Below are 15,030 nucleotides of genomic sequence, written 5' to 3'. Positions count from 1 at the left end.
TTCTTTAAATTTCGACGCCCGAAGGGGCCGCGTTACCCGATATGCGTCTTGCTCGCGGCGTAGAGCTCGCGGAACGTGCGTCCCACGGGCGCCGGCATCTCGCGGGTATTCGTCCAGCCACCGCCTAGCGGCAGCTTTGCAATCGACTTCCGGTTGCCGCCCATCCGCTCGAGAATCCGCACCGCGACCTTCGTGAGGAGCCGGTACGCCCCCGGATGCATCGCCAGATAGCCCCAGACGGCGAGCCCATAGCGCTCCTGCCATGGCCGCAGATGCCGCTCCACTTGCCGCTCGCGCAGCTTGCGCAGCAAATCCGACAGCGGGATGCCGACCGGGCATACGCTGTTGCATTCTCCGCATAGCGTCGCCGCCTGCGGCAGATCGAGCGCCTTTTCAATGCCGACATAGCTCGGCGTCAGCACCGAGCCCATCGGCCCCGGATAGACCCAGCCATACGTGTGTCCGCCGACCTTCTGATACACCGGGCAGTGATTCATGCACGCGCCGCAGCGGATACAGCGCAGCATCTCCTGAAAGTCGCCGCCGATCAGCCCGGTACGCCCGCCATCGACGAGCACCACGTACATATGCTCCGGCCCGTCCTGGTCGCCCTCGCGACGCGGCCCCGTCAGCACGGAGAAATAGTTCGACACGTCCTGCCCCGTCGCCGAGCGCGGCAACAGACGCATGGCCGTCGCGAGATCTTCGAGCGTCGGCAGCACCTTTTCGATGCCCGTCACCGCGACGTGCACGCGCGGCATCACCGTGCACATGCCCTCGTTGCCTTCGTTGGTCACGAGCGCAACCGAGCCCGTCTCCGCGATCACGAAGTTGCCGCCCGTCACGCCCATGTCAGCCGTCATGAAGTGCGGGCGCAGCATCTCGCGGGCCTCGCGCGTCATCTCCGGAATTTCCGTCAGACGCGGCTTCTGGTGCGTCTTCGCGAACAGGTCGGCGATCTCTTCCTTGTCCTTGTGGACGACGGGCGCGATGATGTGGCTCGGCGGCTCGTTGTCGTTGATCTGCAGAATGTATTCGCCGAGATCGGTTTCGATCGACTGCACGCCCATCTGTCCCAGCACCTCGTTCAGGCGCATTTCCTCGGACACCATGGACTTCGTCTTGATCACCTTCTTCACATCGTGCTTGCGCGCGATATCGGCGACGAGCTTCGCTGCGTCTTGCGTCGTCTCGGCGAACAGCACGGTGACGCCGCGCCGCGTCGCCTCGCGCTCGAAGGTCTCCAGCCAGACGTCGAGGTTCTCCAGCGCGCGGTTGCGGCGCTCCTTGAGCGCGGCGCGCGTGGCGGGGAAGTCGATCGCCAGCATCGCCGACGCGCGCGCCGACACGAATTTCGTCGACAGCTTGGTGAGGTTCTGCTGAAGGCGCTGGTCGGCGAGCTTCTGGCCCGCGCGCGCCTTGAACTGCATCGTTTGAACTTGCATGGCGGCCTTGGGGATCGGTTACAGGTTGGCGCTACCGCGTGCTATCACTTGTCAGGCGAAGAACGACGTTCAACCGCGCTCAGGCGTCGCCCGCCAGAACCTGCGCGATGTGCAGCACGCGCGTCGTCGTATCGCCCGTACGTCGCAGGCGCCCTTCTATGTTCAGCATGCAGCCGAGATCACCCAGCACGACGGCTTGCGTGCCGCTCGCGTGAATATTCGCGCACTTCTCGTCGACGATGGCCGTCGAGATATCGCCGAACTTCACCGCAAACGTACCGCCGAAGCCGCAGCAGTGCTCGCAGTCCTTCATCTCGGTCACGGCGACGCCCGCCTGTGCGAGCAACGCGCGCGGCTGCTGCTTCACGCCCAGTTCGCGCAGTCCCGAACACGAGTCGTGATACGTCACCGGCCCCTGGAATTCGCCCGGCGACAGTTCGACCTTCGCGACAGTGGCAAGGAAATCGGTGAGTTCGTAGACCTTTGGGCGAAGCCGCGCGAAGCGTCCCATCAGTTCGGGATCGTCGGCAAACAGATCGCCGTAATGCGCACGGATCATCCCGCCGCACGAGCCGGACGGCACGACCACGTAATCGTATTGCTCGAACTCGCGCAGCGTCTTTTCCGCGAGATCGCGCGCGATGCGCCGGTCGCCGGAGTTGTAGGCCGGCTGTCCGCAGCAGGTTTGCGCGGGCGGCACGAACACCTCATAGCCCGCGCGCTCGATCAGCTTGAGCGCGGAGAAGCCGATTTCGGGGCGCATCAGATCGATCAGGCAGGTAACGAAAAAACCGACTCGCATGAGTGCTCCTCCGGGGAAACGTCCCCGATTATCCGCTGTTTGACGCGCAATACCAACGCGTAACCGCCCCAATGCGCAATGAACCGCCAAATAGTGAGATTGGAGGATCATTTCCAATGGCGTTCGCTTTTTTCACAATACGAGATACAATCAGTTTCCGCTGTTTGACGCGTCAACCGTTTAGCCTTATGAGCGATACGAACCCGGACCCCAAGACGTCGATTCAGGTGATCGAACGCATGATGCGCCTGCTGGATGCCCTCGCCGCGCATAGCGACCCGGTCAGCCTGAAGGAACTTGCGCAACGCACTGATCTTCACCCGTCCACCGCCCATCGCATTCTGAACGACATGGTGACCTGCCGGCTGGTGGATCGCTCGGACCCCGGCACTTACCGCCTGGGCATGCGGCTGCTGGAACTGGGCAATCTCGTCAAGGCGCGCCTGTCGGTGCGCGACGCAGCGCTGATGCCGATGCGAGAACTGCACCGGCTGACGGGTCAGACCGTCAACCTGTCGGTGCGTCAGGGCGACGAGATCGTCTATATCGAGCGCGCCTATTCCGAACGCTCGGGCATGCAGGTGGTGCGTGCCATCGGCGGCCGTGCGCCGCTGCATCTGACATCGGTGGGCAAGCTGTTTCTCGCCGCCGACGAATCGACCCGCGTGCGGGCCTACGCGACCCGCACGGGCCTGTCGGGCCACACGCAGAACAGCATCACCGATCTCACCAAGCTCGAACGCGAACTGTCGCACGTGCGCCAGCAGGCATGCGCGCGCGACAACGAAGAACTCGAACTGGGCGTACGCTGCATCGCAGCCGGCATTTATGACGATACGGGCAAGCTCGTCGCGGGCCTGTCGCTGTCGGCACCGGCTGATCGCCTGCAGGACTCGTGGCTCGGCCAGTTGAGCAAGACTGCGCTGGTCATTTCCGAATCGCTCGGCTATCACCCGCAAGTGCAGCACGCAAGCGCTTCAGCACACCCGATGTAACGCGCCAACGCGTGCGCATAAAAAAAGCCCCGCATTGCGGGGCTTTTTGTTGGGCTACGGCTTTCGCTCAGGTCCCGGCGCCATTGGCGTCCGCGCTGGTGATGCGCTGTTCGCCGCCGTTGTCGATCCACGTGCGCAGACGCTGCGCATCGGCGAAACGCGAGTACTTGCCCGACGAATCGAGCAGCACCATGATCATCGGACGATCGTGGATCGTCGCCTGCATCACGAGGCACTCGCCCGCTTCGTTGATGAAGCCCGTCTTCTGCAGGCCGATGTCCCACGTCGGGTTGCGTACCAGCGCGTTGGTGCTGTTGTACGCGATCGTGCGCTTGCCCGTGTAGACCTCGTAGCTGCGATCGGTCGAGAACTTGCGGATCATCGGGTACTGATAAGCGGCGTTGACCATCTTCACGAGGTCGCGCGCGCTCGATACGTTCTGGCTCGTCAGGCCCGTCGGGTTTTCGAAGTGCGTGTCGGTCATGCCGAGCGCCTTCGCCTTCGCGTTCATCGCGGCCATGAAAGCGGGACGGCCACCCGGGAAGTAACGCGACAGGGCTGCCGCCGCGCGGTTTTCCGACGCCATCAGCGCGATGTGCAGCATGTCTTCACGCGAAAGCACCGAGCCGACGGACAGGCGCGAGCCGGTGTTCTTCTCGTAGTCGCGGTCTTCGTCCGTGACTTCGACCTGCTCGGTCATCGCCGCCTTTGAATCGAGCACGACCATCGCCGTCATCAGCTTGGTGATCGACGCGATGGGCACGACGGCGCGCGAGTTCTTGTCGAACAGCGACTCAGACGTGTTCTGGTCGACCACGTAGGCGACGCTCGAACGCAGCATCAGCGCGTCCGGCGTTTCGTGCAGGCCGAAGGCCGTGCCGACGGACGGCTGGCGCGGCTCGAACGCGACGCGGCGCACGACCGAGTGATGGCGGCCGTTCACCGTGTACGAGACGCGGCGCTTCTTCGAAACGGTACGGGGCTGGTCGTCGTCGTCCTTCGCGGCGGCCTTGACATCCTTGGCGGCCTTCGACGACTTGCTGGAGACTTGCTCGGCAGCGGCCTTCTTCGAAGGCTTCTTGCCGGCTTTCGCGGACTTGGCAGGCGCCGTGGCGGAGGCGGCGAATGCGTCCACCGGCGCGGCAAAAGCCGCTGCGATGACCACCGAGGCAGCCACCGACAGAGCGGTGCTGAGCGCCGCGCCGTGCATCACTTTCAGTGACGAAAACATGTCGGTTTTCATTGGTGTTCTGGTTGGAGCGGCGAGAGAGTTTTCGCCAGTGTAGTAAAACAGTTAAAAATTAGCAATATTAAGCACTTATCGACAGTCCTTAAACCGAGTTGTCAGGCTCGATTGCGGAAAGGCAATAAGTTGCAGATGCACCATCGAAAATTCCAATGACGCACCGGCAAGCCGTCCTTGCCAATGTCGCTGAAAGACTCTCACTCGTTCAGCATATCGGCATGTTCGAACCAAACTTGATCGGGGGAAGTACGGTCGCGTACGGATGGCAATACGATTCAGCCGCAAACGTCCTGAGCACGATGCCTGCCACGCCGAAGCACATAGGCAGGACGCCGCGCGCCGCCGACTCTTAAGCGGCTACTGCGAAACAGCACGCCGCGCGTTTGACCGGGATGGGAATTTAACGTTCCGCTACGGTTTTCGGTTTACCTGAGAATTTTACCTTTTCGCTCAGAAATTCGCCGTCGGCGTATCCCTGAGCCCTTATCTGGCCTGCGAGACCCATTTTTTTGTCGCACCACATCGGTGCAAACCCTAATGTGCACGCGCTTCACCACAATGTCATAAACGCTACATAACGTGTTGTTTTATTAGTAATTTCTATGCATTGTGCGTTGCACAAGAAAGTCCTTGACATCTATCGGCGTAGTCCTAAAATGGGAACCATTGCTGCGACGCACAATTAACAGCGGACCAGCGATTCCTATTCAGTTCTGCAGTTAACCCAACTCGGTCCGCGCCAGACGGGCCGGTAATCCAGGAGCGTAAACATGACTCTGCTGACCCCTGAGCAATTCGCCGCAGCACAGAAGGCCAACCTCGAAACGCTGTTCGGCCTGACTTCGAAGGCATTCGAAGGCGTCGAAAAGCTGGTCGAGCTGAATCTCCAGGTCGTCAAGTCGACGATCGCTGAAGGCCAGGAAAACGCACAACGCGCGCTGTCGGTGAAGGACGCACAAGAACTGCTCGCGCTGCAAGCCAGCCTGACGCAGCCGGTGGCCGAGAAGGTTCTGTCGTACGGCCGTCACCTGTATGAAATCGCATCGGCTACGCAAGCTGAGTTCGCGCGCGTTGCTGAAGCGCAATACGAAGAGCAGAACAAGAAGGTGCAGGCGCTCGTCGAGAACGTCGCGAAGAACGCACCGGCTGGTTCGGAAACGGCTGTCGCCGTGATCAAGTCGGCCATCACGGCCGCGAACACGACGTACGAAACGGTTCACAAGGCAACGAAGCAGGCTGTCGAAATCGCTGAAAGCAACTTCAATGCGGCTGCTACGGCTGCATCGAAGGCTGCATCGCAAGCTGCTGCTCAGGCTTCGCGCACGGCAGCTTCGGCCAAGAAGGCTGCTGTCTGATAACGATGTAACGGCTTCAACGGATCGGGCTTCACCTGCGCGTTGACGGATGCCCCATCATCTGTCGGCGCGCAGCCGCGAGATACACTGTCGAAGTGACTGGCGGTATTGAACAGCGCCGCACGGTCGAGACTTCAGTGACCATGCGGTCAGACGCTCCGATACGTTAAACAGCGTATCGTTTCCCCGGTCTAGGCCGGGATTTTTTTTGCCTCTCTCCGTTCGGCAGTTTTTTGCGCCGGTTTTTGCGGTGGCATCCGCGCATTGTTAGCGTGCTTCACGCGTTGCCCCTGTGCGGGGCGGCACCTACTTCTCTTTGCCGCCGCAAAGAAAAGTAGGCAAAAGAAAGCGGCTCACACCGCCAGTTCTTGTATTTGCCTGAGGGCCCCCACAGGTTCTTATGCTTCACACGGCAACCACGTGACCCACGTTCGTTGCCAGCGCTCTAAAAGAGTGCCTCACCCGGTTCACGCTCCCGCATTCCAGCATCCCGCGCCAGATAGTCCACAGCCGCCCAGGTGGCAAACTGTGTGTCGGCCCGAGTGCTCCACACGCCGCACTTCGGACCGATAGCACACGCGTCCAACCTGTAAGAGCGCCACCCTCTACGACGCGACAACCTACACACAGTTTGCCACCTGGGCGGCACAAACCATTCGCTTCCCTTCGCCCTTGCGCGGGTGCTTGAAGCGGATGAAGCATTCATTCAAAGCGTTAGCAACCAACGAACACAAGTGCGCCGCCGCGTGAAGCGTGGGGCCGTTGGGGGCCCGTGGGCAAACGTCAAGAATTGGCGGTGTGAGCCGCTTTCTTTTGCCTACTTTTCTTTGCGGCGGTGTACAGACTGGAGACATCGCTGACAGGTGTACAGGGACATGACTGACACTTTCGGGTAATCAAACGCCCGGATTCCAACCATGCCCTGGGATGTAAAAGACACCATGAATCGTCGCGAAGACTTCGTCTGCGAGGCCGCCACACAGGCGCTCCCGTTCAGCGAGCTATGCCGTAAATTCAAGATCACCCGCCAGACCGGCTACAAGTGGCTCGCCCGCCACAAGTCTGAGGGTAGCAAGGGGCTGGCCGACCGCTCCCGGCGCCCGCATCACAGCCCCACACGCTCACCGGAGCACATCGAGGCACTGGTGCTGGACCTGCGCCGCGAGCATGGCTGGGGCGGACGCAAGATCGCACGGCGCCTGCGCGATCTGGGCCAGATTGAGGTTCCCGCGCCCGCCACCATCACCGAGATCCTGCGACGCCACGGGCTCATTGACGAGCAGGCGTCCCGCCAGCGCCAGCACTGGCAACGCTTCGAGCACGAGCATCCGAACTCGTTGTGGCAGATGGACTTCAAGGGCGACTTCCCGACGCTGGAGAGCGGGCGCTGCGCGCCGCTGACGGTCATCGATGACCACTCGCGCTACAACATCGTGCTGAGCGCCTGCGCGCGCACCACCACCGGGATCGTGCAGGCAGAGCTTGAGCGGGCGTTTCGCTGCTACGGGCTGCCATCGCGCATCAACACCGACAACGGCGCGCCGTGGGGCTCGCCCAGTGCGCCGGGGCAGCTCACCGAGCTCGCGGTCTGGCTGATCCGGCTGGGCATCCAGGTGAGCTATAGCCGCCCGTATCACCCGCAGACCAATGGCAAGGATGAACGGTTTCACCGCTCGCTGAAGGCCGAAGTGCTGGAGCGGCACACGTTCACCACGCACGCGCACGTGCAGCAGGTACTGGATCGCTGGCGGCAGGTGTACAACACCGAGCGTCCGCATGAGGCACTGGACATGGCGGTGCCGGTCACCCGCTACGCGTGCAGCCTGCGCAGGATGCCGGAGCGGCTGCCCGAGCCCGAATACGGTTGCGGCGATGAAGTGCTACAGGTCAATGCAAGCGGCGTGGTGCGCGTGCGAGGCGAGAAAGTGAAGCTCTCGATTGCGCTCAAGGGGCTGCAGGTGGCAGCCCGCCCGAGCGAAAACGAAGACGGAGTGATCGAGCTCTGGTTTGCCCATCAGCGAGTCGCAAAACTTGACCTGAAGACAGTAAAACCCTGACCATCATGTGTCAGCGATGTCCCTGTACATGTGTCAACCATGTCTCCAGTCTGTACACGGCGGCAAAGAAAAGTAGGTGCCGCCCCGCACAGGGGCAACGCCTGAAGCACGCTAACAATTCGCGGATGCCAGCAAAAACCAAAGCAAACAAAAAAAAACGGCGCACCCCTTCGTCAAAAGAGGCACGCCATCATCAGGGAATCAGCACAACCGCTGCCCCCAAAAAAATTACTTCTTCTTCTGCGGCGGCAGATCCGTACAAACACCTTCATACAACTCGGCAGCCATCCCAATCGACTCCCCAAGCGTCGGGTGCGGATGAATCGTCTTCCCGATATCCGTCGCGTCAGCGCCCATCTCCACCGCGAGACACACTTCGCTGATCAGATCGCCCGCATTCAGACCGACAATCCCGCCGCCGATCACGCGATGCGTCTCCTCATCGAAGATCAGCTTCGTAAAGCCCTCATCGCGACCATTGGCGATCGCACGACCTGAGGCAGCCCATGGGAACACTGCCTTGCCATACTTGATGCCTTCGGCCTTGCACTGGTCTTCCGTCTTGCCCGCCCATGCCACTTCCGGATCGGTGTAAGCCACCGATGGAATCTGCAGCGCGTCGAAGTACGCCTTCTCGCCATGCGCCGCTTCCGCCGCGACGTGGCCTTCGTGCACGGCCTTGTGCGCCAGCATCGGCTGACCGACGACATCGCCGATCGCGAAGATGTGCGGCACGTTGGTGCGCATCTGCTTGTCGACTTCGATGAAGCCGCGATCCGTCACCGCCACGCCTGCCTTGTCCGCGCCGATCTTCTTGCCGTTCGGGCTGCGGCCCACGGCAACCAGCACGAGATCGTAGCGTTGCGGCTCGGCGGGAGCCTTCTCGCCTTCGAACGACACGTAGATGCCATCCGGCTTCGCTTCCGCAGCCGTCGTCTTGGTCTTCAGCATCACGTTGGTGAAACGCTTGCTGTTGAACTTCTCCCAGACCTTCACGAGATCGCGGTCCGCGCCCGCCATCAGGCCGTCGAGCATTTCGACCACGTCGATCTGCGCGCCGAGCGTCGCGTACACCGTCGCCATTTCCAGCCCGATGATGCCGCCACCGATCACCAGCATGCGCTTCGGAATCTGACGCAGTTCCAGCGCACCCGTCGAATCGACTACGCGCGGATCTTCCGGAATGAACGGCAGCTTCACGGCCTGCGAGCCAGCCGCGATGATCGCCTGCTTGAACTTGACGACCTTCTTGCCGCCCTCACCCTGCACTTCCATGTGATGCGGATCGACGAACGTGCCGACACCCGTCACGACTTCGACCTTGCGCGCCTTCGCCATGCCAGCGAGACCGCCCGTCAGCTTCTTGACGACGCCCGACTTGAAGTCGCGCAGTTTGTCGAGATCGATCTGCGGCTTGCCGAACGAAATGCCGTGCGAGCCGAGCGCAGCCGCTTCGTCGATCACCAGCGCCGTATGCAGCAGCGCCTTCGACGGAATACAACCGACGTTCAGACACACGCCGCCGAGCGTCGAGTAGCGTTCCACCAGCACCGTCTTCATGCCGAGGTCGGCCGAGCGGAATGCCGCCGAGTAGCCGCCAGGCCCTGCGCCGATCACGAGCATGTCGCACTCGATATCGGCGGAACCCGAATAGCTGCCCGCTTGCGGCGCGGGCGCCGCGGCAGCAGCGGGCGCAGGTGCAGGCGCTGCCTTCGGAGCGGGCGCAGCCGCGGCGCCCTCGCCTTCGAGCAGCACGATCAGCGTGCCTTCAGACACGTTGTCGCCGACCTTGACCTTGATTTCCTTGACAACGCCGGCGGCCGGGCTCGGCACGTCCATGGTTGCCTTGTCGGATTCGAGCGTGACGAGCGACTGCTCTTTCTCGACGCGATCGCCGACCTTCACCGCGACTTCGATCACGGGCACATCTTTATAGTCGCCGATATCCGGCACTTTGATTTCCTGCACGCCGCCGCCGCTTGCTGCCGGTGCGGCAGTGGGCGCGGGTGCAGGTGCAGGTGCAGCTTTCACAGGTTCTTTAGCGGCCTTCGCTTCGCCCGACGTTTCCACCGTGGCGATGACAGTGCCTTGCGACACCTTGTCGCCCGCCTTGACGCGGACTTCCTTGACCGTACCGGCCGCTTCGCTCGGCACTTCCATGGAGGCCTTATCGGTTTCGAGCGTCAGCAGCGACTGCTCTTTTTCGATCGTATCGCCCGGCTTGATATTGACTTCGATGACATCGACGTCCTTGAAATCGCCGATGTCCGGCACCTTCACTTCGACGAGACTCATAGTGTCCCCTTCTCTTATTGACCGTGTTGAACGATGAGCCGCGAAGAACCTTCGCCTCGAAAAACCCGCGACGCCAAACGCAGACTTAATGCCGTCCGCCAAGGACGCGGCTTTCTTTTGCCTACTTTTCTTTGCAAGACAAAGAAAAGTAGGTGCCGCCCCGCACAGGGGCGACGTTTGAAGCGAGACGACAAAGCAGGTTCAACGAAGGCGCTTGATGACCAAAGTACCCACAGTCATCAAGCGCCAGCGACCCAAGCCCAACAATCAAAGAATCACACGCCGGAAATCGGCAAGAATCGACCCAAGATACGCATTGAAGCGCGCAGCTTCAGCCCCGTCGATCACGCGATGGTCATACGACAGCGACATCGGCAGCATGAGACGCGGCACGAACTGCTTGCCATCCCACACCGGCTTCATCGCACCACGCGACAGCCCAAGAATCGCGACTTCAGGCGCATTGATGATCGGCGTGAAGTTCGTCCCGCCAATCCCGCCCAGCGACGAGATCGAGAAGCAGCCGCCTTGCATCTGGTCGGGCTTGAGCTTGCCTTCGCGCGCGAGCTTCGACAGCTCGGCCATTTCCTTCGCGATGTCGACGAGACCCTTCTTGTCCGCATCGCGGATCACGGGCACGACGAGACCGTTCGGCGTATCGGCAGCAAAACCCACGTTGTAGTACTGCTTGTACACGAGGTTATCGCCATCGAGGCTCGTATTGAACGTCGGGAATTTCTTGAGCGCCGCGACGACCGCCTTGATCACGAACGCGAGCATCGTGAACTTGACGCCTGACTTCTCGTTTTCCTTGTTCAGCTTGACGCGCAGCTCTTCCAGCTCGGTGATGTCCGCTTCGTCGTTGTTCGTGACGTGCGGAATCATGACCCAGTTGCGATGCAGGTTCGCGCCGGAAATCTTCTTGATGCGCGACAGCGGCTTCGGATCGACCGGACCGAACTTCGTGAAGTCGATCTTCGGCCACGGCAGCAGACCGAGTTCGCCACCACCGGCAGCAGCAGGTGCAGCCGCCGCAGCGGGCGCAGCGCGCTGACCGGTCATCACGCCCTTGACGAATGCGGTGACGTCATCCTGCGTAATACGACCCTTCGGACCCGTGCCCGAGACGCGCGACACATCGACGCCCAGTTCGCGCGCGAACTTGCGCACCGACGGCGACGCATGGCTCACGCGATACGCGCCGCCTTCGCCTGCGGGAATGACGGGCGCCTGCGCGAGCGCGGACGGCTGCGCGGGAGCGGGCGACGGCGCAGCGGGCGCATCCGACGGCTTTTCTTCGTGCTTCGCGGCAGCGGGTGCCGGCGCGGGCGCAGCGGCCGCGCCGCTATCGCCTTCGAGCAGCACGATCAGCGTGCCTTCCGACACGTTGTCGCCGACCTTGACCTTGATTTCCTTGACGATGCCGGCCGCCGGGCTCGGCACGTCCATCGTTGCCTTGTCCGATTCGAGCGTGACGAGCGACTGTTCCTTCTCGACGCGGTCGCCGACCTTCACGCCGACTTCGATCACGGGCACATCTTTGTAGTCGCCGATATCGGGGACCTTCACTTCCTGCACGCCGCCGCCCTTGGCAGCGGGCGCGGGAGCGGGAGCCGCAGCCGGGGCCGGCGTTGCAGCAGGCGCAGCCGCGCCATTGCCCTGCGCAGGCTTCGCAGCAGCCGCGCCGCCTTCGCCGTCGAGCAGCACGATCAGCGTGCCTTCCGACACCGTGTCGCCAAGCTTGACCTTCACTTCCTTGACCGTGCCCGACGCGGGGCTCGGCACATCCATCGTCGCCTTGTCGGATTCCAGCGTGACGAGGGATTGCTCTTTCTCGACGGTATCACCCGCCTTCACCAGCACCTCGATTACAGGGATGTCCTTGTAATCGCCGATGTCCGGCACCTTGACTTCGATCGCTTGGCTCATTGTTTTCTGTCTCCAGGGCCGCGCGCGCCTCGTCCGCCCGCTTCGGGCGGCGAGGTGCACATTGGGGCTCGCGGGTCGATGCCTTAGACGGTCATCGGGTTGGGTTTGGACGGATCGAGGTTGTACTTCTTCAGCGCGTCGGCCACGACCTTGCGCTCAATCGTACCCTCATCGGCCAGTGCGCTCAGCGCAGCAACCGTGGTCCAGTAGCGGTCGACTTCGAAGAAGTGACGCAGCTTTTCGCGCGTGTCCGAGCGGCCGAAGCCGTCCGTGCCCAGCACGACGAAGCGTTGCGGCACGAATGCGCGGATCTGGTCGACCAGCGCGCGGACGTAGTCCGTCGAGGCGATCACGGGACCCTTCGCGTCCTTCAGCAGCGTCTCGACGTGCGAGAGCTTCTTCTCGGCGAGCGGGTTCAGCAGGTTCTGACGCTGCACTTCGTGACCTTCACGGGCCAGTTCCGTGAAGCTCGGCACGCTCCACAGATCCGACTCGACGCCCCAGTCGTTCTTCAGCAGGTCGGCGGCGGCGATCACTTCGTTGAAGATCGTGCCTGCGCCCATCAGCTGCACGCGCGGCGCCTTCGCATTGGCCGCGCCCTTGCGGAACGCGTACATGCCCTTGATGATGTCCTTCGCCACATGCTCGCCCTGCGGGATCGCCGGGTGCTCGTAGTTCTCGTTCATCACCGTGACGTAATAGAACACGTCTTCCTGCTCCTGCACCATGCGGCGCAGACCGTCCTGCATGATGACGGCGAGTTCGTAGCCGAACGTCGGGTCATAGCTGATGCAGTTCGGCACCGAGGCCGCCCACAGCAGGGAGTGGCCGTCTTCGTGCTGCAGACCTTCGCCGTTCAGCGTCGTACGGCCCGCCGTGCCGCCCAGCAGGAAGCCGCGCGAACGCATGTCGCCCGCCGCCCACGCCAGGTCGCCAATGCGCTGGAAGCCGAACATCGAGTAGAAGATGTAGAACGGAATCATGATCTCGCCGTGCGTCGAGTACGACGTCGCCGCTGCGATCCAGTCCGACATGCCGCCTGCTTCGTTGATGCCTTCCTGCAGGATCTGGCCCGTCGTCGATTCCTTGTAGAACATCAGCTGGTCGGAATCTTCCGGCACGTACTTCTGGCCGTCCTGATTCCAGATACCGATCTGGCGGAACAGACCTTCCATACCGAAGGTGCGCGATTCGTCCGGCACGATAGGCACGACGCGCTTGCCGATCACCTTGTCCTTCAACACGATGTTGAGGATACGGACGAACGCCATCGTCGTCGAAATCTCACGGCCTTCGCCCGTGCCCTTGAGCAGCGGTTCGAATGCGTCGAGCGCCGGGACGGGCAGCGATTCCGCCTTCTGGCGGCGCGCCGGCAGATAGCCGCCGAGTTCCTGACGGCGGGCGCGCATGTATTCGAGTTCCTTCGAGCCTTCCTCGAAGGTCAGATACGGCACGTGCGTGATTTCGTCGTCCGAGATGGGCAGACGGAACTGATCGCGGAACTGCTTGAGCGACTCCACCTGCATCTTCTTCTGCTGGTGGGTGATGTTCATCGCCTGACCGGCTTCGCCCATGCCGTAGCCCTTGATCGTCTTGGCGAGGATCACGGTCGGCTGGCCCTTCGACTGCGTCGCTTCCTTGAACGCTGCGTAGATCTTGTGCGGATCGTGCCCGCCGCGGTTCAGGTTCCACACGTCGTCGTCGGACCAGTCGGAGACCAGCGCCTTCAGTTCCGGCGTGTTGAAGAAGTGCTCGCGAACGAACGCGCCCGATTCCGACTTGTACGTCTGGTATTCGCCGTCGACGACTTCCATCATCCGGCGCATCAGCGCGCCCGACTTGTCGCGTGCAAACAGGGCGTCCCAGCGGCTGCCCCAGATCACCTTGATGACGTTCCAGCCCGCGCCGCGGAATTCGCTTTCGAGTTCCTGGATGATCTTGCCGTTGCCGCGCACCGGGCCGTCCAGACGCTGCAGGTTGCAGTTGATGACGAACACGAGGTTGTCCAGACGCTCGCGGCCGGCCATGCCGATCGCGCCGAGCGATTCCGGCTCATCCGTTTCGCCGTCGCCGAGGAACGCCCAGACCTTGCGGCCGTCGGTCTTCGCGATGCCGCGCGCCTGCAGGTACTTCATGAAGCGCGCCTGATAGATCGCCATGATCGGGCCGAGACCCATCGACACCGTCGGGAATTGCCAGAAGTCCGGCATCAGCCACGGGTGCGGATACGACGAGATGCCCTCGCCGCCCACTTCCTGGCGGAAGTTGTCGAGCTGGTTCTGCGTCAGGCGGCCGAGCAGGAACGCGCGCGAGTACACACCCGGCGACGAGTGGCCCTGCACGAACACGAGATCGCCGCCGTGTTCTTTCGACGGCGCGTGCCAGAAGTGGTTGAAGCCGACGTCGTACAGCGTCGCCGCCGATGCGAACGATGCAATGTGGCCGCCGACGTTGGTTTCCTTGCCGGCGCGCAGCACCATCGCCATCGCGTTCCAGCGCGTGTACGAACGGATGCGGTGCTCGATGTCCTGGTCGCCCGGAATCTTCGCCTGATTCGCGACGGGGATCGTGTTGATGTACGGGGTGTTGGCGGAGAAAGGCAGATGCTCGCCATGCACGCGGGCGAATTCGATCTGCTTTTCGATGAGGTAGTGAGCGCGGTCGGGTCCAACAGCAGAAATCACGCCATCTAGCGCTTCGAGCCATTCGGCTGTTTCTTGCGGATCGTTGTCGTCTTTGGCGTTGGCGACGTATTTCAGGACTTCGTCAGGTACAGCGGACATGCTCGTCTCCTGGATATGGGAACGCTCTGTGAACAGGCGACGCGGACTAACGTCGAGGACGAACATCGGCCGCGGCAGCTTCCGGCCGATTGTAATAAGCCCCACAACGCCTGCGCAAGGAAA

General features: G+C 62.1%; 9 protein-coding genes and 1 pseudogene. 3 read left to right on the top strand and 7 right to left on the bottom strand.

The features are described from left to right. Positions 1-32: 32 nt before the first annotated feature. The gene (locus PPGU16_RS05840) at positions 33-1,445 is read right to left on the bottom strand and encodes a LutB/LldF family L-lactate oxidation iron-sulfur protein (protein ID WP_180722085.1); all 1,413 of its coding nucleotides are present in this window, start codon (positions 1,443-1,445) and stop codon (positions 33-35) included. A 79-nt stretch (positions 1,446-1,524) separates the two neighbouring features. Then, positions 1,525-2,247 carry a (Fe-S)-binding protein gene (locus tag PPGU16_RS05835; RefSeq protein WP_180722084.1) on the bottom strand — a complete coding sequence of 241 codons (723 nt, stop codon included), beginning with the start codon at positions 2,245-2,247 and terminating at the stop codon, positions 1,525-1,527. A 188-nt stretch (positions 2,248-2,435) separates the two neighbouring features. On the opposite strand from PPGU16_RS05835, the gene PPGU16_RS05830 reads away from it, so the two are divergent. After that, positions 2,436-3,242: an IclR family transcriptional regulator gene (locus PPGU16_RS05830; protein WP_180722083.1), complete on the top strand. Its 807-nt coding sequence runs from the start codon at positions 2,436-2,438 to the stop codon at positions 3,240-3,242. A gap of 67 nt (positions 3,243-3,309) precedes the next feature. On the opposite strand, the gene pbpG is transcribed toward PPGU16_RS05830, so the two are convergent. Next, positions 3,310-4,485 (bottom strand): D-alanyl-D-alanine endopeptidase, encoded by a 1,176-nt coding sequence (pbpG, locus tag PPGU16_RS05825; protein ID WP_180722082.1) that lies wholly within the window; start codon positions 4,483-4,485, stop codon positions 3,310-3,312. A 773-nt stretch (positions 4,486-5,258) separates the two neighbouring features. On the opposite strand from pbpG, the gene PPGU16_RS05820 reads away from it, so the two are divergent. Both PPGU16_RS05820 and PPGU16_RS05815 read left to right on the top strand, forming a co-directional pair. After that, entirely contained in the window at positions 5,259-5,843 is a 585-nt protein-coding gene (locus PPGU16_RS05820; protein WP_035990605.1) for a phasin family protein, read from the top strand. A 917-nt stretch (positions 5,844-6,760) separates the two neighbouring features. Beyond that, on the top strand, positions 6,761-7,900 hold the full coding sequence (locus PPGU16_RS05815) for an IS481 family transposase (protein ID WP_180720102.1): 1,140 nt from the start codon (positions 6,761-6,763) through the stop codon (positions 7,898-7,900). A gap of 228 nt (positions 7,901-8,128) precedes the next feature. Here the strand turns inward: PPGU16_RS05815 and lpdA are convergent, their stop codons facing one another. From lpdA to aceE, 4 genes and pseudogenes are all read right to left on the bottom strand, one after another. Then, a complete protein-coding gene (lpdA, locus tag PPGU16_RS05810) occupies positions 8,129-9,868 on the bottom strand; it encodes a dihydrolipoyl dehydrogenase (protein WP_434064416.1) in 1,740 nt (579 codons plus the stop codon). A 162-nt stretch (positions 9,869-10,030) separates the two neighbouring features. Beyond that, positions 10,031-10,195 (bottom strand): annotated as a pseudogene (locus tag PPGU16_RS43355) (biotin/lipoyl-containing protein); the annotation flags it as partial. 267 nt (positions 10,196-10,462) lie between these two features. Further along, the gene (gene aceF / locus PPGU16_RS05805; protein ID WP_180722080.1) at positions 10,463-12,124 is read right to left on the bottom strand and encodes a dihydrolipoyllysine-residue acetyltransferase; all 1,662 of its coding nucleotides are present in this window, start codon (positions 12,122-12,124) and stop codon (positions 10,463-10,465) included. Positions 12,125-12,207: 83 nt separating this feature from the next. Beyond that, entirely contained in the window at positions 12,208-14,907 is a 2,700-nt protein-coding gene (gene aceE, locus PPGU16_RS05800) for a pyruvate dehydrogenase (acetyl-transferring), homodimeric type (RefSeq protein ID WP_180722079.1), read from the bottom strand. Positions 14,908-15,030 lie beyond the last annotated feature (123 nt).

It is taken from the genome of Paraburkholderia largidicola (assembly GCF_013426895.1).
GTDB lineage: Bacteria > Pseudomonadota > Gammaproteobacteria > Burkholderiales > Burkholderiaceae > Paraburkholderia > Paraburkholderia largidicola.
Note: the sequence above shows the minus strand (reverse complement) of the source record. Positions and strands in the feature narration are given on the sequence as shown.